Here is a 20613-nt window from a genome sequence, read left to right as displayed (position 1 = left end):
CGCTAAATATCTACATTATAGCATATTCCCTGTCTCTTTCCGTATCTACGTCCGGCATTAGCTCCAGCGGATACGGCTCGAACAGCGTCTGCTTCAATATCTCCACATCGTCGAATTTTTCCGCGAACAATAACAGGCTTTCAAGCAGCCCGTTCAGGCTTATCTTGTTCTTTTCATATTTTTCCATAGCTTCATAGAACCAGCTTTTTTCCTTATCCGTAGCTCTCGTATCGTACCTGTTGAATATCGTGCTGGCGACGTCTATGTACTCGACATGTGAAGGCATGTCCGCAAAAAGCTCTCGAAGGAGCTCAAAATACTTTTCGATCGGCTTCTCATCTTTAAAAGCCCCATTCATTTTCATGTAAAGCGCCGGGCTATAAGCCATGAAAAGATACCTGTTCCTGTTATGGAAATCATGAAGCGCCTCCATAGAGCCTGATTCTCTTACCTGCCTAAAATCCGCAAAGGCGTAAAGCGCCGTGAGGAAGTTGTGCTTTATCTTATTGTTATTCAGCCTCTGGTCTTCCTCTATCGGATAGCCGTGATATCTATCCAGGATCTTCTGCGCAAAGAAGCCGCTTCTTCTTTCGACGACGTTGGGGTCATGGGCGCCCCTGTAGACCTTGATGTTTTTCAGGCCGATGGTCGGGGATTTTGACTTGAAGATGAAACCGTCTACATCCGGTAGCGAGGCCATAAAATTGTCCGTGAACTCGTCCATCTCTTTCGTGACGTCTCTTTCGGTCTTAGGCTGGATAAGCCTGTATTCGTCGCCGGATCTTACTATCCGGATCGGCTCCCTGGGTACGCCCAGCCCTATCTCGTATTCCGGGCATACCTTGATAAAATCGACAAAATCCATCAGTTCTCTGACTGTCCTGCATGGTATCATCTGCCCGTCATAGCGGACGTGCTCGAACTCAAGGCAGGCGCTGACGACGACACGGGGACGCGGGAAGGTTCTCATAATATTTTTACAATATTTTATATTGTATATTGGCTTTCCTGACGGAAAATAACGATAAAAATAAAGTTTGACGCCTATGGCGGCGTCACCTGGAATTCGCGATACGCTTCTCCGGTTTGTACAGGTATCGCCTGCGGCCCGAACTCCGTCCAGCCTACACCGCCTTCCAGCAGATACTCCTTACACGGCAATCTCTTAGAGACGAAGTATCCAGTCGCGTTGGTATGGCCTGCGTCGACGACCGCATCGTTTTTATAGTCTTTAACGTAAACCGGCACCTCCGCGACACCTGTCACATTTCCGCTCATATTTTTGAACACATAGATCACGACTGTCTCATAAGTCGTTTCCGGCGGCCATGTGGGCAGCGGTGTTATTGTGGGTGTGGACCGTTCGATATTTATGGTCAGGTTACAGGTCCTGTGATCTCCGGTCACGTACTCACCGGACTCATTGATAGAAAACTGCAGGATTATCTTATCGTCAATTATGGACTCAGGGTCTATCATGATCCGGACCGGCTTTACTGTCTCGTTGTCATCGAAGGTTATCACATGGCTGGATATTGTATAGCCGAAACCGCGGCCGAGTATCCCTGTAGATGTGATATTGGCCGTAAGATCCCCGCTCTGGTTAAAATACCTGTATAAGTTCAGGTCGATCGTTCTATCCCATTCATTCGACTTGAGCAGGCTATCGGTTAAATTACGGGTTTCACCCGGATTTTCGAACGTGACGACGGGCGCTATTTTCTCATTCCCAGCTACCGGGGTGGGGGACGGCGTCACTGTCACGTTAATAAGGCCATTATCGGAATTTCCTGTATCGTTACCCTGAGCAGGGTCCGTGATACCGGGCGTGGCTGCAGGTGTGGCGGATATCGACGTCATATTATCAGGCATATCCGATCCAAAAAGCGTGAATATCGGCGATAATATGGTTCTTCCGAGATCTTGTATAATATTCGAAGACTCAACCGGCTCCGCTCTTTTTTCCATCAGGAGATTAGCTCCTACGACAATTAAAACGGCGACCATAACAAGCGCCATAAAGATAGCGAAATACTTATTCACCACAACCCTCCATTACTTACCCCTAAACATTTTAAAATCCATCTTTATTATTAAAGATTTCCAGATAAAATTATATATTATAGTAAAAATTATAATTTAAAAATACTGGGCTATTGTCTAATATCACAGTTTAAAGTATAAGCATTCTATAAATCGTTAATGCTAAACGGGCTTAATGTCGGACCTGGATTAGCTGAGAAATGAGAATAGAAAATATCGCAAATGATCACTAAGATAGGATCCGGGCTGTTGTAAGCTGATCGATCCTATTTTCTTTTTTCAGCTTTTTTAACTAATGGCTGGCAGTCTCGATCGTATTATCCATTTTCTTACTCATTTAATAATGGACTTTGCGAACTTTCGGGCTTCCTCAAGATCATTCTCATCAGGCCTGCCCTTATTTATGCCTCCTATAAGCCCCAGTATGGAATACGTGTCCCATGCCTTGCATGAGAATTCCCCGACGATCTTCAGGTTTTTTGACTCGAGCTTTTCCCTTAAAAATCTATGGCTCGCCAGCCTCTTGTTTCCGCATGTTGAGAATATGAACGCATTTTTATCCATCGACGGCAGCTTATCTGCCAGATCTAACAGGTTCCTATGGTGTTTTCCAAAATATATCCCGGAGCCAAAGCCGATGATGTCGTACTCTGAAAGCCTGCTCGCATCGACTTCGGATGGTTTTACTATCTCAGCGTTCAATATGGGCGCCATAGCATCGGCGATCTTCCTGGTGTTACCGTGATGTATGGATTCTACTATCATCAAGCTCTTCATGAAAATACCGCCATTAAAGACATTGACCTATAATGGTCTAACGACTCATTTACACTGATCTTCAATAGGCCATTATGGATATTATTACAATATTCAGGTATGCCCGCATCTTATTTGATCATTGTTCTGCCATTGGCAACAGCACGACGAACCTGCAGCCTTTTGTATGATCGCCGGCCACCTTGTCTTCCACCCATACTTTACCGTTAAAGCTTTCGACCAGCACCTTTACCAGATACAATCCAAGCCCCAGGCCTCTTGTTTTTGCCGAGCCCGTAGCAAAGCGGCCAAAGACCTCATCTTTTCTCGGGTCAGGTATGCCTGGGCCATTGTCCTCGATGTTCACTTTACAATACTCTTTATTATCCACAATCGTTCTTTCTGTTTTAACGTCAATGACCACAGGCCCGCTATTCTGCGAATGTTTTATCGAGTTGCCGATAAGGTTCGTGAATACGTCTTTGATGAACTGATTCGCTATGGCCGTATGCCCGTTTTCAGGGTACAGGTTTATCGTTATATCCCTGCCCTGTATGTCTTTATGGTCATTTTTGACTTCTTCCAAAACATTATTGATATCAAACTTTTCGAAAGCCAGGTCTTTATTTTTTACCTTTTGTATCTTTCTTACGTTCTCTATGAGCCTTGAGCTGTTCCTGAATGCTTCCATCGGCCTCCCGATCAGTATACTGTTATCTTTTCCCAGGCTTCCTTCTCTTTCAATTATGTCGTCGGCCAGCTCAAGGAAACCCATGCCTATCTGGTTCATATTGTTGATGTCGTGTGTCATCAGGTCCAGATAGAACTCATTCTGCAATTTTGAATCGAGAAGTTCCTCTTCGGTCCTTAGCCTTTCAGTGATATCATCTAAATTTGAAACATAGCTGGTTATCTCACCATATGAATCGTATATCGGAAAGATCTTGAGCGAAACATGTCTGTCATGGCCGTTGTTTTTACTTAAGCAGATCTTCATCTTCGGGATGAACAGGCTGTTTCCATTCGCAACATTTTTGATCTTGTCCGATAGCTCCTTATCCATACTGTACGCATGTTCGAATAAGTTAAACTTTCCTATGATGTCCGCTCTTTTTGTGTCAAATATCTTCAGGAACGGATCGTTTATCAGCATGATGTTGCCGGACCTGTCCCATACGCACATGGGGTCGGGAGAATGTGCTATCATGTTGTCTATGAATATTTTGTTATCGTCAAGCTTTTTACGGATCTCCGCCAGCGCCCTGTTCTTCAGGTCCGTGTTATACACAAGCAGGGCCACTGTCAAAAATATTAATGACACGGTATAGATCACGTCTGTTAGCAGTGATACCTTGAATGAGAATATGTATTTCATGGGCAGTATCCATCTCATCAGGAAAAGGGTATCAGCTATCGAATTGATGAAAACGAACCCGGCGATAAAAATGATAATATATTTCAGGTCGGCCTTGAGGTTCATCACTATCAGCTTGGAGCATAATGACAGGATGACAATATCCCCCATGATATAGGTCAGTAAAGTGATGATGTCTATCAGCCGGGGGTCATCCAGGCTCAAGTTTACGAGGACGAATATGATCGCGCTTATTGCTAATATTATTGCGATAAAATTGATCAGGTGGTTCGGCGATGACTGGATGTACCACTGTTTTGAATTCTTCAGCCGGTAAAGGCCGTATGCGATAATGGCGTAGGATACTAAAAACCCGAATCCGGTTATATAGTATGCAAGGTCGTTATAGAAAAATATGGGCAGCAATACTTCCCATAATAATATCGTGAGAGTCCATGGTATGAGGGCTATAGCGTATAATAATGACAGATGTCTGATGTTTTTATCCTGGCTGGAATGATAGATGTTCGCTAAAAGTATTATGCAGAGGACCGGCCAGAGGAACTGGATAGTTTCGTAGAATATGGATATTGATGTGGGTAGCAGCAGTAATATTGCGTTTATTAATATGGTGGCTGTTGTCGCGATGAGCAGGAATTTTATGATGTTGTTCGAGTAGTTTTTACCGGGCATCTCTTAATAGATGGGCGAACTTAAAATAAATTTATTGATTAAAAGTTTACTTTCCTACGATTAATTCTATTTTGATAAAAATTTTTAAAATATTAGATATGTACCAGATTCAAATTTTCTTATCATAGTTTCCAGGTTCATTACCGGCCTCAAATTATAGAAAGATTTAAATTTCTTTATTATTATCATAAGTTTAATATCAGGAAGGCTATCATGGAAGTAAGAAATCTTACCGTCTCATTGACCATTATAATATTAGCGTCACTCTTTCTTATCCCTCAGCCATCCTTTAGCGAAAGCCCGATCAATCCCTATATTGAGTGGGAAACGATCTATCCTTTGCCCGGCACCCAATATTGTGAAGATGTGGAACAAACGGCTGACGGGGGTTTTATCCTTCTTGCATATACCAGTCCTATCCAATACACGTCTGACATCTTACTGGTAAGGCTTGATAAAAATGGTAATGTCCTGTGGAAGCAGGTATTCGACCATGCGAACACGGATTTTGGATACAGCGTAGCGCAGACCGGCGACGGGGGATTCATTATATCGGGCACTGCCCAGCATTCCGATAGTCCCGGAACGACCTATCCCGATATTTACATTATTAAGACTGATGCTTCAGGGAATAAACAATGGGAAACCACTTTCGGAGGTGACAGGGATGACTATGGCCTGTGTATATGTCAGAACGGTGACAGCGGCTACATAGTGTCAGGGTTGTCCAGGTCTTATACCGGACCGGTATATCTCGCAAAACTCGGCACAAACGGCAACCTTCTGTGGAATTATACCTATTCTACAAATGGCAGCGGATACGGTAATTATGTGACTCAGACTGGCGATGGCGGTTTTATCGTCATCGGCTCATCGCTTCATGGAAGATTGAGCGTGCTCAAGACCGATGCTAATGGTATCAGGCAATGGGACCGTGTTTATGGCTATTCTTCAGAAGACCAGGGGTTAAGAATCGTTGAACTGTCTGATGGCGGATTTTTAATACCGTGTACCATTGACAATGAAGCATGTCTTATTAAGACGGACCCGGAAGGGAACGAGATCTGGAATGTGACTTCAGATCACCCCGACTGGCAGCAGGGGAGGCTGGCAGTTAAAAACAGTGACGGGTACATGCTTACCGGGTTTACGTGGAAATATGCTTACCCGGATCCGAATGTCAGGAATATTTATTTTATGCAGACTGACGGCAACGGTGAATTGTTATGGAAGAAAATGCTTCCTCTGAACGGTACTTATTCGGAAAGCCATCACTGGCTAAAAAGCGATCAAGGTGTCTTTATAGAGCAGACCTCTGATGGCGGGTACATTGTAGCCGGTACAAATTTTGATAGGGCTACGTTTGAGAGCGATCTTGTAATAACAAAGATCATAAAGCCGGACTTCGAAAAGCTTGAAAACCACACGGCCCCTGAGGTATATAGGTATAATATGTCGATGCCGCTGGCAGATCGTCCCGTATCATACTATCCTGATAACGGGGCTGACGAGATCATCGATGGATTTTCAATGCTGCTTTGTATGAGCTATATGGTATGTCTGCTGGTCCCCGGTTTGATATTATGGGTCGTCGTTATCGTCGTATTTGTTTACCTATGGAGAGTAAATAAAAAATAGGACTTACAATATTTTCTTAATTAAAAAGTGTCAGGTTAATACTATTTACAATTTTTAAAGAATAATGAATTGAAATGATCGGATAATTAAAAAAAGAAATAATGTTCAGGCCATCTCAGGCAGCTTTTCTCTGCTCCGCGGCTCCCAGCAGATATCCTCCAAAGCCGATGAGCCATAGAATTACGGGGTACGCCACCCATCTCTCCGTTCCGCCTCCTCCCAGCACAGGCATGGTGATACCCGTGGTGAACAGGAAGACAAGAGTTATCAGCCCGAATAATACAGCCGCGAACTTGAACGGGGACTTTATGATCCTGTAAGAGCATATTGCCGACAGTCCTCCGCCAATGAATGCCGCCATCGCGAAAAGCGGGTGCTGCGGATTTACATTTCCCGGAAATATCCCGACACCCAGAACTCCGAGGCCGAAAAGCCCTATTGGTAGTATTGCGACCCAGTCTTTATACTCTCTCGACAAGAAGTATGTGCCGGTAAGTACCATAATGCCTGCCAGTATCATGGTCATGTTAAAAATTGTGGCAGACGGCTGGTATATCTTGCTGTTGGGCGGCTCTGTAGCGCCAAGGTCGCTGATCATATTATTTGATGTCGTGTAAACTTCAGGATAGAATATCTCTGCCGTTATTATACCCATCAGGGCTATCGAGCCCGCGAGGAAAAACAGGAGGCCTGCTATTGTCAGGCCTATTTTTCGGGAGTCTGCTTTGTTATCTTTCATATTATCACTCATTTATATTATAAATGGTATAAACATCTTCGTACTCTTTTTATATTCATTATAATCGCTGCCGAACTCTTTTTCCATGTCTTTCTCTTCCCTCTTCGCCAGGCCATAATACAGGGCTAGGAGCAGCACGTACAGAATTATTAACGGCAGCGTCGCCCACTCGGCCATCATTCCGAACGTGATGAGGAAGAACCCGGTGTACTGAGGGTGGCGTATGTACTTGTAGATGCCGGAAGTGACGAGCTTGCCCTGCCCGGTCTCCTTGCTCCAGTAATTCTTGTGTATCTGGTTCCAGCCCATGAGCACGAGTAAAGCTCCTGTTAACGATATTGCAATTCCTATGTACATGCCCCAGAAGCCTATGTAGTCTCCAAGGGTGTGCCCCCATAGTATTCCTTCAGGCAGCGTATAGCCGAACAGCCATCCTATCGCGAACATGCTGAAAGGTATGCCGAACATTTCAATTGCAAATGCCACTACGAACGCCAGGTAGACTCCCGCGGGCTTTACCTGGCTCTTTTTGTAGAACGGTACGAATAACAGGAATACGGCGTATATTGCTATCCATATTAATACAGCCCACCACATTCCGAAATGGCTCCAAATGTCTTCTCCTAATACCATTTTTAATCAATCCTTGTGATCTTGATTCAGTAGTTTTTTGCCAGTATATCCTCGATCAGTGTCTTGACATCCTCGTATTCCGACTTTATTTTTTGAGGGGATACGATGAGTTCCGCGGATATGCAGGCATCGTCATGGCAGTTGAGCGTATAGCCGCGCCTGTGAAGCTCTTTTATTATCATCAGGTCCTTTTCAAGAGTCTGGATGTTCACTCTCGGTCTCTCATTGAACAGTGTCAGCGTGACCTCGACGAAAAACGAGAACAGGTTTTCACCTACAGTGGTCGTTCCGTAACCTATGCGGTAGTGCGGACTGTTATGTATAATCCGGTAAGACTCGGCGTTATCCTCGCAGATATGGCCTGTGTATTCTATTTCAATGTCCAAGTTTTCGTTCTGTCTCATTTTTCTTACATCCTGATCTTTTGCCGGGACCTGTTGTTGGCTTTTTAGGTAGGCTTTTTAGTGAAGCACTCAACTTGCCTCGAGATGTACTAGGCCACGGAAGGGATATATTTCCATGTTTTAGGGCGGTAATAAATCAGGACCAAAATGGGACATCAAAATGTCCGGTTTTTAATAAGATAGGCTGAAAAATAGGACATCGCATAATGATCATATTTTAAAAAATTGTTGATGCATGCTCATTTCTGTTTATGATCAAATACCTCACAAGGGCAACTAAGGTTCACTAGCTTAACCACAAAGTACACGAGGGCAACTAAGGTTCACTAGCTTAACCACAAAGTACACGAGGGTAACTAAGGTTCACTAGCTTAACCACAAAGTACACGAGGGTAACTAAGGTTCACTAGCTTAACCACAAAGTACACGAGGGCAACTAAGGTGCACTAGCTTAACCACAAAGTACACAAGGGCAACAAAGGCACACAAAAAATTTTTTTAGATGATGGGGGAGGTTTTTCCCCTAATTTAACTATATTTTAATCCAAACATGTGCTTTAAGGGAGTTTTATGAATTTATTTACAAATAATGATCATTCCTATGATATTCTTTTAAAAAAATTTATTGTGTTACTTGGTTGCCTTTGTGTCCTTTGTGGTTAAGCTAGTGCACCTTAGTTGCCCTTGTGTACTTTGTGGTGAAAGAGATGGCATCCTATAAATTTACGGAACACTCTACTCAGAAGCTCTTTTCTTAATCAACTCTTCGCGCCATGTATCATAAAATGTGTATTTGTATATCATGTGGGAGGTGACTTTTTCAAATACTCCCTCATTTTTTAGCCTGTTAAGAAAAGCGTTTTGTTCAGACAACGATCTAGAAATTATACTGATATTGAAAAGGTCCGGCGTAGTATAAAACGGCCAGATAACAATAAAGTAATGCTCGTACTCTTTTCTAAGCTTATTGAACAGACCGGTGACGTCAGCGCCAGTTTTTGTCTTTACCTCGAAAGTCGCGTGTATATAGCCGGATGATTCGACATCCACATAAACGCTGTAATGTATCAGCCCGTTCTCTTCCATCCTGTCCAGGCGCCTTCTAATCGTCTTAGCGGATACGCCCAGTTCTTCAGCGATGTCTACGATCTGTTTTCTTGAATCGTATTGTAGCGCAGCAAGTATCCTGTAGTCGAGATTTGTTAAAGCATTGTCCACTGTCTTTTGTATCTCGTTCAGGCCAGTTATTGCCACGTTCATGCCGGTGAGCTTTCCTTCGTTTGTCACGAAGGTGATGTAGCGGCTCATTTCGGATATGTCCTGTAATAACCCTACGATCAGCATAAAATTGCCGCTGCATAGCCCGAGCCTTTGCGTACAAGGGTCGTTGCCAATGACGCGGGCGGCTTCTTCGATGTCAGGCGCATCGGACCAGCCGGCTATTCCTATCATGACCGATGGTAAGGCTTTTGAAGAGGGGTAAGCGATGAACCTTTTTATGACGCCCATATCTATCATTGACTGGACTCTTTTATGGATCGAGTTGACGGAGAGCTCCATTTTGTCGGCCAGGTCGCGATACGGGATACGGGAGTTTGACCAGAGCTCTTTTAACATTTTAACATCGATCTCGTCCATATGATGCCTCTTTTACACCCGTTTTTAAAATGTGCAATGTATAATTAGTTTACTATTGTCAATTTAAAAGATATGTAACTGGTCAAAAAGTATGGGGTTAATCTCTTTAAAGAATATTGGCTTTGTTGTCTAAAATAATTAAAATGTTTTATTGGGGTACTATGTTGATATCTCTACTTTGTACCCGTCCGGATCCTCTATGTACACATACATCCCCGGCTTCCTTCTGTGTGGGTTGGGCAGTATCTTTATGTTATTCTTGCGGATGTAATGCATTGCTTTTTGGAAGTTGTCTTCATCCACAAAGACTCCGAAATGAGTCAGCCCACCAGGTATTATGGGAATGTCGGTTTTGAAAAGTGTTAGACTGTCCTGCGTTCCCTTTGTATGTAGAAAGACTTTATCATCATCGCGCCTGACGACTTCCATATCGAGTAATCCTGTGTAGAATTTAATGGACCTTTCCAGGTCTTGTACCAGGATGCCGATGTGAGCGATACCAGTGGATTTGACTTTTTCTTCGGTAGAAGAGACCTGCATATGGATACCTTCAAATGTTATTACGAAGGCAAGATGAAATATGATGCTCACTTTTTAAGTGATAGAATCAGACCATATCGATATTATAACAAATTTATTGTCATAGCTTGATTGAAGAATATCATAATTTCTTTTACTAAGTTATTTAGTTCTGATTTGTATTTTGTTCATTGGGGAAAAATTAATAATTTATTAATTTAATTAAAACAAGTTGTAATTTAGTTATACTATTATAATATTTCAAAATATTGAAATCATAGTGGGCGAATACAATGAAGATGATTGGGTTTAGGGTGCAAAATTATAAGAAAATTCGGGATACAGACTGGATATCATGTGAAAATTTAACTGCATTTGTAGGAAAAAATGAGGCTGGAAAATCCGCTCTTTTTCGAGGTTTGTCAAAATTAAATCCCTCTGATGGTGAAAAGTATGATGGATTAAAAGAATTTCCAAGAAAAATGTATACTAGTGAATTTAAAAAACAAGATTGGCCAGTATCAAGTGTAAAATTTGTTTTATTAGATTCAGAAAAAAGCGAATTAAGTAAAAGTTTGCCTCTATTAAAAAATTTAGAGTATATAATATGCACTAGATATTATTCATGGAATATGGACATTGAATTTGTACCAACTCCCATATTGCCTAATATTAAAAATTCTGTATTATTAGATATACTAACAAAAATATTGAATGAGGTTCAAGATTTAGTTGCACCAGATGGTAAGGGAGATCAATTTAAAACAATAAAAGAAAAAATTATAAATTTCATAAATCAACAAATCAATTTATCTAAACAAAAATTAGATGTCAACGTTAGTCAACAAGAAATCAATGATTTAATAACTAAGATATCAAGTATTATTAATGAACAATGGCAAAAAGATATTTTTTATCATATAATAATAAAATTAAGGGACTTTAAAAATTTAATTGATGTTCAATCACAGGTAGATAATGCTAAACAATGGGTTGAAAATAACATCCCCAAATTTATTTATTTTGATAGCTATAACGCAATAGATAGTGCTATTCATATACCTTCTTTGATAAATACAATACGGGATGATCCAAATAATGCCCGTATCCGTTCAAATAAATGTCTTTTTGATCAAGTAGGAATAAATTTAAATGAAATTGCGAAATTGGACCCCAGTTCCATAGAAAAACAACAAAGCATATTAAGAAAAATGGCTGATGAGCGCGCTGTTCAAATGTCTTCTGCATCAGCTACAATGACTGATATGTTTTCTGATTGGTGGGAACAGAGACGGCATAAATTTAGGTATCAACTTGATGGGCAATTTTTTAGAATATGGGTATCCGACGATTTCGACCCCAGTGAAATCGAATTAGATCAAAGAAGTAGAGGACTTCAATATTTCTTTTCGTTCTATACAATATTTTTAGTAGAGGCTTCTGGAGCGCATCAAAACGCAATATTGTTATTAGATGAACCTGGTTTATATATGCATGGTTCTGCACAGGGTAAATTAGTAAATTTTTTTGAAAAGTTATCTGAAAATAATCAAACATTGTACTCTACACATTCTCCATTTATGATCGATGGTAAGCATCTCGAACGAGTAAGAGTTGTTTATGAATCAGATGATGGTACAACAAAAGTTTCGGAAGATGTATGGCCAAAAGATAAAGACGCTCTATTTCCTTTACAAGCTGCACTTGGCTATTCAATAGCACAAACATTGTTCTATTCTGAAAAGCAATTAATTGTGGAGGGTATAACAGATTATACAATTCTTTGGTCAATTAATGAAAAATTAAAAGAAAAAGGTCTTACTCATTTATTTGATGATATAATTATAATCCCTGCGGGCGGTACTAGCATTTTAATTCCATTAGCTTCAATGTTGATGGGGCATGGTATTAAAATAATGGCACTTTTAGATGGTGATAAAGCAGGTCGTAGTAAGGGAAAGGAATTCCAAGATCGATTATTTACTGGTAACGGTAGAAGATGTCTATTTGTAGGCGATTCCATTGATAATTCCGAAGCAGAATTAGAGGATTTGTTCCCAGAAGATTTCTATATGGATCTAGTAAAAGAGCACTATAAATTCGATATATCTTTTACTGAGGATGAAAAGAAAATTAAAAATATTACGAAGAGATTATCTAAAGCCTTTGAAAGATTGGGATATGATAAATTTGAAAAATGGTATATTGCAAGATTGGTAATTAACCGAATTAACGATGAAAAGAATACACTATCGGAAGAAACATTTAAGAATTTTTCTAATATCTTTAATGAAGTAAACAATGTATTTGCAGAAAAAACCAATTAAAATAAATTTAATTGGTTTTTTCTATTTCAGTTTGTTTATTGAGCTTATTATTAATCTTTTTTATATCTGCCCATTATCTGCCCTTTCTTTCCGTTCTTTGTAGTCCTTTGTCTTATTCTGTAATCAGCATGTGTCTTCGGATTGTTAATTCTTTCATTAGCTATAGTCTCACCTCCTGCAGTCACCTCTAATAGATATGAAAATTAGAAAATGCCTCCAAACCCAAACGAATCTTTCTTGCCACCTTTCTTTTTCTTCTTAGGTGCCGATCCTAAACCAATATTAAAATCTAATCCAAGGGGGTCCTTGGCTTTCTTCCTCGAAGATGATTTTGGTTTTATACCCAAAGCAGATGATAATGGGTTGCTTTCTTTCTTCTTTGTCGTCTTAGATTCGACCTTTTTGAGTGTATTTTTATGAGTCTTGAGTTTGTGGCAATTTGCACATAGGGCTGCGCCATTTTTAATAGTGGTCTTACCATTATCTGACCATGCTTTAATATGATCAAATTCCACTGTTCTTAGGTCTAATTGTTTATGACATTTAGCGCATTTGTAGTTCTGCTGGTGCAAGATTTCTTTTTTCTGAGATTGTGTAAAAGCTCTCCGTTTATCTCTTTTATCATCATCTGAGCCAAAGGGATTGAAGTTGAACATACATTATCATACTAAGCGTTCGTATTCATCATAGTTAAATTTTTTGTTACATAACTAAAATATTCTAATTTTACCTTAGTAATGTAATTATCTAATCTTTTTAAAAAATAGTATCCAATTAAATCATAACTATTTATTTATGTTGACTTTTTTAATGTATTTGCTTTATATAATATGTATATATACGATTGGTGTATAGTTCATTGTTGAGGTTTAAACAGTAAATAATTAATTTTGAATACTATCTTAGTTTATATATGAATGCTATAGGTGTATCAATGTTAGATAATAAAAGAATTACTATAATGGTGGATGGAAGCGGCACAGGTTATAGTGCAGTATATTTTTCTGATGATGAATCATACTTTACATATCAAGATAGAGCTTCTAATAATGATGCCGAATATAATGCAGTAATTCTAGCATTAGATCATTTACCAGCTAATTCAAAAGCTTTAATCCTATCTGATAGTGAGCTTGTCGTAAAACAATTGAATGGTCAATATAGATGCAAAGAAGACCGTCTAAAAGAAAAGAAATTCAAGATACAAAGTATCATAAATAAAAAAAATTTAGATATAATTTTTAGATGGATACCTAGAGAACAAAATCGTGCAGATAACGCATTAAGAAAGTATCTTTACAAAAATTATAATCCACAAATTAATAGTTTGCCTAAAGTTAGGGAATCTTTAGATATTTTTGATGAAACTGGGCCTGAAAAAGCAGAATTGAATCCCCTTAATAATGACTTACAGAATGATCATATACTTACTCTTAAAACTGAAATAAATCAACTAAAGGAAGAGAATATAAAGTTAAAAGAAGAAAACATCAAGCTTAGGGAAGAACTTGTAGAATTAAAAATTCTTCTTAGATAATATAAAACAGTTATTTATTATGTCATTGCTTTTTTTGTATTCTGGTTCACTAATGACTGATTTAGTATATAATTTTTCCAGATAAATAAACTATCTATTTTTAATATATTCTCCATTAAATTACATTTTTCCTATTAAATATCAACAAAAGATTAATTATTGATGTATGAATACCAATTAATTCAATAATATTCTTAGCGAAATTATCTGAAAATAAATGTTAGATCATGGATGTTGAATCAATGACTATCATATATCAAAAATATTATTGATATAACTTAGTCTTAGTCATGAATAGTCTAAAAGGAGTCGATAAATGTTCGATACTGATGAAATTCCGAATCTGAGGGAATCAATAAGTAAAAGGATATTTGCCGATAAAAAGTTACTTGAGGATTTACGTAATGAGGTCCGTCCTTTAGTAAGTGATGTTCAAATAATTAGGCCAAGGACTGCCACATCAATTTCATTAGTAGCAAGCGATGGTGGTAATAATCAGCTTGTTTTTGATCCTTTTTATGTTCAGCTTGTCAGAGTTGTTGATTCATATGGAAAACAGTTATGTTTAGATGTTATTTCCCATACAACTGATACTGATAAATTAAGCGAAGAACAATTCAATTCTGATGGGACTCCGAGAACTGCTCTCGGAAGAATGATGATTGATCTAGGTGTTGAACCTTTACTTTTAAGTGAATTAAGTTATATGATCCCTCCTGGACGTAAGATTCGTGAAAATCCTGAACAAATTTCTCCTTCATGGGTAAGGGTTTATCGTGATCTTTGTGAATGGGCTGTTTTATATGAAAAAATATGTTTTCAAGAATTTGCTACAAATACTTTACTAGTAAGAGATGGTTTGTTGAGAAGTCTGATATTCCGGGATAAGTATACACAAAAATGGAGAAAAAATGTAGAAGAAGCTATTGATCGGATACTCAAGAAAGATCGAAAAAAAGTGTTTTTAGTAGGTATCGCAAAGCATAGTAAAGTCTATACGCGTTATCAATTAGCTTTAGCTCTGGAAGAAATAATGCCAGCCGGTGAAGCGCGATTTGTTCGTGTGCCTAGAGAACTTGAGGCTAAATCATATCAGTGGGAAGAATATGCCCAAGGTGCAGAAATAGAAGATACTGGTAAAGTTCCTAGATTCGTGGCAGGAGATATGTATCTGGTTAGATTCGGCCCGATGAGTAATGATCCTGTATGGGCTGTGGATCTATTCTCAAAACAATCTCCTCAAGCATCGGAAATTTTTGGTTATCTGTTATCTGATGCGATAAATGGTTTTCCCATCCCGTATTATCCAAGATGCCTCCAGCAAGCACATGAACATGCTCAAATTGTACAGTTTGACTATGATATTCTTCAAGATCAAATTTTCAATTCAATAAGGGACACAATTGCCCATAATAAACGTGGTGTGATGGATGCACTTCAATTAAAATATGATGTCGCGAACAGGAGATATGAATGAAGCTTTTTCCACAGGATCAAATTATTGGTGTATTTAGGGGATTTAGTGAAGGTGGATTTGAATTCCATGCAGATCTAGTATTGCCATATCGAGCTGATTATCAAAATATGCCTATGCATGGTCAATTCCTACTTGTACAATTAGGAAATGACCATGAGGGTGTATTAGGTAGAATAACATCGATTTCTTCCGAGGGAAGATTAGCTTCAAGTGCAGGTGAGGATTTTAACATAAGGGCAATATCGGCTGGTAGGGACATTCCTGATGATATTAGAGAACAATATCTTAAATATCGTATAAATCTACGGGTTTTGGGTGTTGTAAGGATCATTGATGATAAACTTATCTTTATAGCTTCTCATAGAAGATTACCTCACGTGGGCAGCAAGGTGGCTTTCTTATCTGAAGAGATATTAAAAGAAGTAGCAGGTCATAATATTAAAGGTGCAGAGTTAGGATTCTTCGCATTAGGTGAATATATCTATAGCGGAACTGATAGTAGGTTATCCATTCTACCATGGATGCAGTTAAAAAATCCAGCAATAATACCAAAATTTGATATTAATAATATAGTATCACGTAGGACATTTGTATTTGCGCGTGCAGGATTTGGAAAATCAAACTTAAATAAGCTACTATTTAGTAATTTATATAAAGAGACACCGACCACTAAAAAAAGAGGACGGGATAAAGTTCCTGTAGGCACAATAATTTTTGATCCTGATGGTGAATATTTCTGGCCTGATGATAAAAGTCGTCCTGGATTATGTGATGTAAAAGAACTTGAAGATAAAATCGTCATTTTCACAAAAAGAAAAGCTCCCAGTCGATTTTATCAATCATTCGTTGCAAGTGATATTAAAATTGATATAAGACGTTTAAGGCCTGCGGAAGTATTAGCCATAGCACTGCCTCCAGAAAAGCAGGAGCAACAAAACATTAGAAAATTAAAAAGCCTTAACGATAGCGAGTGGCAAGAATTAGTAGATGAGATATTTGAAAATGGTAATGGTGCTGATGCAGCTCTTATAAGAAGAATTCTTAAACTTGAGGATACGAATGAAGCTGAAATGGTAGCAGCAAGAAGTAATATGACTGCGTTAGTTAAAATGTTACATGATCCGAGCAGTCAAATGTTGGACATGATCTTGTATTCCCTGAAAAATGGTAAAATATGTATAGTGGACTTATCACAGATGCGCGGTTCACAGGGATTAGTTTTATCGAGTCTTATTCTTCAAAAAATATTTGAAATCAATCAGCAAGAGTTCACAAAAGCAAAACCAGAAACAATACCGACAATAGCCGTAGTCGAAGAAGCTCAGACCGTCTTAGGAAATTCTGCTGGAAGTTCAGGTGAAGGACCATATATTTCCTGGGTTAAAGAAGGCAGGAAATATGATCTAGGTATGATAATGATCACCCAACAGCCCGGTAGTATTTCTGGTGAGATATTAAGTCAGGGTGATAATTGGTTCGTTTTCCATTTATTATCAGGATACGATCTACAGGTTTTAAAGAAAGCAAACGCTCATTTTAGTGATGATATTTTAAGCTCACTTCTCAATGAGCCGATTAGAGGTCATGGTGTTTATTGGAGTAGCTCAAATGATAATCAAACTTATCCAATTCCGATAAGAGTATTGTCGTTTGAAAATATGTATAATGTCCGAGACCCTGATTTCTGTCTCGATGAATCAATAACATTTACCCGTACATTAAAAGAAAAATTTAATAAAGCGATACCGAAAACTGAATTGTCAAAAGATACTCAGTCTTCTGATAATGTAGATGAAGATATTGAAATAGAAAATAACGGTGATGGTATAAAAAGCTCTATTGATATAATGGAATCTTACTTTTTAGCAGCAATTGATACTTTAAAAGCTGATAAAGAACTAATTGATAATATACGAAAATTTGGTATTCCTTGGAAAGGTATTCAGGTTCGTATCAAGGATGCATTACCAGACATTATTGAAAATGAAGAAAGAGAAAGATTAGCTTTTACACGTGTAAGTAGAGCATTAAATGAGATATTTGGAGAAGGTAAGTGGGATACGGAAAGAAGGCCCAGAAAGAGTGGATCTGGTTATACGACATGGATTATTGTAAAATATGGTGATGAATAGATAAAAATTTAATTTTCATAAATTTTTAATAATACTTTTCCTGCTATTGTATCCATTAATATTTTTTTCTTGCTTCCTATTGTATTATATTGGTATTTCCATTTGCTCGTACTCATTTCTCCTTTATTCCAGTATACCCCTGTCGGCCAAGTCTCTTGTATATCTCTGTTGAAATAAATAGCAGATCCATATACTTTGCATTTCCATTGTTTTGATACTCCAGCGAAACCATGTCTCGCAAAATATACATCTCCTGAATTACCTTCTCCTGCCGGGTGAAATCTATGTACCAGATTTAATATGACATCCATTCCTGGATTATTAATTTTTAATTTTTTCAATCCAAAACTATCATAACATATGCATAAAAAATATTTCAAACCATTAAACTCAAAATATCTGTTTTTTCCACACTCTAGACAATTAAAACTTTTTGCTATAGAAATTACACCATTCTCATCTTTTGTAGGATAAAATTTTCTACCTATTGCTATTATTCCATTTTTATTGATCGCTAAAGCTATCTGGTCTCTTTGAATGTTATCTGAGTTAATTTTACCATCAATTCCTACGACAGCTACAATATTATTCTTATTTTTCTGTAATATCCTGGTAAAATATTTTTCAACAGTATCATATATTATATCAGCAGATTTTCTACCAGTGTTCACCCATCCTGCAGGGAACAATACTATTGTATCCTCATTTACTTCTTTATCAATACAATTTAGGATTTGAGTAGCAGCCTTAAGTCTTTTTTTATTTATGAGGTTTTTACTGTCTTTATTATCATTATCTTTTAGAATTATCGTAACTACATAATTTTTCTTTAAGTCTCCATCAATGGATATTTCACAATATTCCCTTTCTTTATGAACAATATTAAAACCAAGCTTGATTAAAAATCTATTTGATTCTTTCCCACCATTAAATTCACAACTATCTAATTCTTTACCATTAGCAAATACATTAGCGAGTGAAATGATATATTTCGGAGGATACTTTTTCCCTTTAAAAAGCAAATCATATCTTTTTGATCTTCTATCATCTGGTATGCCATTTTTATCAATCGTTTTGATAGATTCCAAAATGTTTTCCTTAATAATGTTCTTAGGTATCATGATCTGTCACTAGTCAAAAATATTCAATTGATTTTAACAAACTAAACTTAAATATTTTCTTTATGAATATGTTTTTATAATTTGATGATTACAGTTGAGATGTATTATGGGCTTTTTAGATTATGACTGGTGTGGTCTAAACTGGAGTAGATGGGTGAAGTTTGAAAGCTCAAACCGTAATTTCAAGCGAATACCTGACCGTCAAGGACTCTATCATATTAAACCAGTAGATAGGAATATTTTATCATATATTGGTGAAACTACTGAGCTAAAAACACGGTTAAGAACGTTATGTTTAAAAATACTTGAACCTGAGATGCCTTTTAACGATCCGCATACAGCCGCGCCTGGTCACTGGGCATGGAAAGATGCTGAAAATATGGAATTTGAATGCTCATATGTTCCTAATCCATATATGAATAGAGCTGACCAAAGGGGATTGGAATGTTATTTATTATGGCAATACCGGCTTGAAACTGGCGAATCTACATTACTAAACCATGGTCGATTTCATCCTAATTACATAAAATCCGGCAATAGATCATCAAACAGGCGTGGCGGAAGAATACAAGGTAATAATGTCAATCCATCCAGCGGGCCAAGCCATCCACCATTGATAATACATAGTAAACCTATTGATAAAGATTGGATGAGGCTAGAATGGAGTGATATGGAACAATTATCATCAGAGAATGCTAGGAAAGTTCCAGCTTCTTATGGACTTTATAAATTAATTGATACAGATATTGAAGATGTTGTCTATATCGGACAATCACGGTACTTCAATGCGCGTCTTTATACTCACAGTCAAAAGTTAATAGATGAATCGAGAATGGCTTTTTCTTACTATAAATTTGAAAATCCGATTCCTCAACATCAACTCCTTGAAATGGAAAATGACCTAATAGGGGCTTATTATTCAGAAAATAAAAAATCTCCCAGATACCAATTCTTAAATATTACAAGTTTTGAATAAACCTATCTTTCTACTTATGAGGCTATGGCATAATTAGATATAAGTATTTTGGGCTCCTATGAGCCTATAATAACCTCTATACTTGGCACAAAAAGGCCTATGGCAAAACCAAAATACTTTTATCTATTTCAGAATGAAATATGATACTCACTTTTTAAGTAGTGAATCGCCTATGTGGATATAATAACATACTAATAGCCTATTAAGACTTCCAATAAATCTTTTATTAAATTTTTTAGTTCTAATATATCTAGGTATGTAATCATTAAAATGTCAAAAACCAGGACGCAAAACAATCAAGGTCAAACGTTAAGAAGGCAGCAGATAACCCCCGTAGGCAACTAAATCTATAAGATACAACGTATAAATGCTCAAGGGGTATAAAATGAAACTTAATATTTTTTGTTTACTTCGCGTTTTTGTATTAACTCACAAAAGTAATGTAAAAAAACTAGTATTAAGAAGCTTACCCTTTATTTCTTAAATATAATTTTATTTTATACTATCATTAAATATTTTACTGTTGTAAAATCTCAACAATAGTATGTTTATACTACAGATATATTAAATATTACAATTTTTTTTAAGAATAAGATTTTAAAATTAAGTGTAATATTTACTGTAAA

General features: G+C 37.6%; 17 protein-coding genes. 6 read left to right on the top strand and 11 right to left on the bottom strand.

Annotation, left to right across the window (positions count from 1 at the left end; genetic code table 11):
• Positions 1 to 10 precede the first annotated feature (10 nt).
• The 4 genes from CUJ83_RS00805 to CUJ83_RS00790 form a co-directional block, all read right to left on the bottom strand.
• On the bottom strand, positions 11 to 970 hold the full coding sequence (locus tag CUJ83_RS00805) for a YbgA family protein (RefSeq protein WP_230739475.1): 960 nt from the start codon (positions 968 to 970) through the stop codon (positions 11 to 13).
• Between the two features lie 74 nt (positions 971 to 1044).
• Complete coding sequence (locus CUJ83_RS00800; protein WP_230739473.1) at positions 1045 to 2043, bottom strand: hypothetical protein; 999 nt, start codon at positions 2041 to 2043, stop codon at positions 1045 to 1047.
• A 333-nt stretch (positions 2044 to 2376) separates the two neighbouring features.
• Positions 2377 to 2820, bottom strand: coding sequence for a flavodoxin family protein (locus CUJ83_RS00795; protein WP_230739471.1), 444 nt, complete (start codon positions 2818 to 2820; stop codon positions 2377 to 2379).
• A 118-nt stretch (positions 2821 to 2938) separates the two neighbouring features.
• Entirely contained in the window at positions 2939 to 4846 is a 1908-nt protein-coding gene (locus CUJ83_RS00790; protein ID WP_230739461.1) for an ATP-binding protein, read from the bottom strand.
• A gap of 213 nt (positions 4847 to 5059) precedes the next feature.
• Here CUJ83_RS00790 and CUJ83_RS00785 point away from each other — a divergent pair, with 213 nt between their 5' ends.
• A complete protein-coding gene (locus CUJ83_RS00785) occupies positions 5060 to 6484 on the top strand; it encodes a hypothetical protein (RefSeq protein ID WP_230739459.1) in 1425 nt (474 codons plus the stop codon).
• Between the two features lie 115 nt (positions 6485 to 6599).
• Here CUJ83_RS00785 and CUJ83_RS00780 read toward each other — a convergent pair whose 3' ends face one another.
• The 5 genes from CUJ83_RS00780 to CUJ83_RS00760 form a co-directional block, all read right to left on the bottom strand.
• Positions 6600 to 7223, bottom strand: a complete 624-nt coding sequence (locus tag CUJ83_RS00780) for a DUF998 domain-containing protein (RefSeq protein WP_230739457.1) — start codon at positions 7221 to 7223, stop codon at positions 6600 to 6602.
• Positions 7224 to 7235: 12 nt separating this feature from the next.
• Positions 7236 to 7856, bottom strand: coding sequence for a methyltransferase family protein (locus CUJ83_RS00775; protein WP_230739455.1), 621 nt, complete (start codon positions 7854 to 7856; stop codon positions 7236 to 7238).
• Positions 7857 to 7882: 26 nt separating this feature from the next.
• On the bottom strand, positions 7883 to 8260 hold the full coding sequence (locus CUJ83_RS00770) for a hypothetical protein (protein WP_230739447.1): 378 nt from the start codon (positions 8258 to 8260) through the stop codon (positions 7883 to 7885).
• Between the two features lie 735 nt (positions 8261 to 8995).
• Positions 8996 to 9898: a winged helix-turn-helix transcriptional regulator gene (locus tag CUJ83_RS00765; RefSeq protein WP_230739445.1), complete on the bottom strand. Its 903-nt coding sequence runs from the start codon at positions 9896 to 9898 to the stop codon at positions 8996 to 8998.
• A gap of 159 nt (positions 9899 to 10057) precedes the next feature.
• Complete coding sequence (locus CUJ83_RS00760; protein ID WP_230739444.1) at positions 10058 to 10489, bottom strand: VOC family protein; 432 nt, start codon at positions 10487 to 10489, stop codon at positions 10058 to 10060.
• A 221-nt stretch (positions 10490 to 10710) separates the two neighbouring features.
• Here CUJ83_RS00760 and CUJ83_RS00755 point away from each other — a divergent pair, with 221 nt between their 5' ends.
• Entirely contained in the window at positions 10711 to 12744 is a 2034-nt protein-coding gene (locus tag CUJ83_RS00755; protein ID WP_230739442.1) for an AAA family ATPase, read from the top strand.
• A gap of 203 nt (positions 12745 to 12947) precedes the next feature.
• On the opposite strand, the gene CUJ83_RS00750 is transcribed toward CUJ83_RS00755, so the two are convergent.
• A complete protein-coding gene (locus CUJ83_RS00750) occupies positions 12948 to 13400 on the bottom strand; it encodes an HNH endonuclease (RefSeq protein WP_230739440.1) in 453 nt (150 codons plus the stop codon).
• A gap of 257 nt (positions 13401 to 13657) precedes the next feature.
• Between CUJ83_RS00750 and CUJ83_RS00745 the strand changes: the two genes are divergently transcribed.
• The 3 genes from CUJ83_RS00745 (at position 13658) to CUJ83_RS00735 (ending at position 17890) form a co-directional block, all read left to right on the top strand.
• On the top strand, positions 13658 to 14281 hold the full coding sequence (locus CUJ83_RS00745; protein WP_230739438.1) for an RNase H family protein: 624 nt from the start codon (positions 13658 to 13660) through the stop codon (positions 14279 to 14281).
• Positions 14282 to 14597: 316 nt separating this feature from the next.
• The gene (locus CUJ83_RS00740; RefSeq protein WP_230739436.1) at positions 14598 to 15758 is read left to right on the top strand and encodes a hypothetical protein; all 1161 of its coding nucleotides are present in this window, start codon (positions 14598 to 14600) and stop codon (positions 15756 to 15758) included.
• Positions 15755 to 17890, top strand: coding sequence for an ATP-binding protein (locus CUJ83_RS00735; RefSeq protein ID WP_230739434.1), 2136 nt, complete (start codon positions 15755 to 15757; stop codon positions 17888 to 17890). The genes CUJ83_RS00740 and CUJ83_RS00735 overlap by 4 nt, the downstream gene beginning before the upstream one ends.
• Positions 17891 to 17898: 8 nt before the next feature.
• On the opposite strand, the gene CUJ83_RS00730 is transcribed toward CUJ83_RS00735, so the two are convergent.
• Positions 17899 to 19011, bottom strand: a complete 1113-nt coding sequence (locus CUJ83_RS00730) for a ScoMcrA-related endonuclease (protein ID WP_230739432.1) — start codon at positions 19009 to 19011, stop codon at positions 17899 to 17901.
• Positions 19012 to 19165: 154 nt separating this feature from the next.
• Between CUJ83_RS00730 and CUJ83_RS00725 the strand changes: the two genes are divergently transcribed.
• Positions 19166 to 19987, top strand: a complete 822-nt coding sequence (locus CUJ83_RS00725) for a hypothetical protein (protein WP_230739430.1) — start codon at positions 19166 to 19168, stop codon at positions 19985 to 19987.
• Positions 19988 to 20613 lie beyond the last annotated feature (626 nt).

The organism is Methanooceanicella nereidis (assembly GCF_021023085.1).
Lineage (GTDB): Archaea > Halobacteriota > Methanocellia > Methanocellales > Methanocellaceae > Methanooceanicella > Methanooceanicella nereidis.
This window is presented reverse-complemented; position numbering and strand designations above follow the sequence as displayed.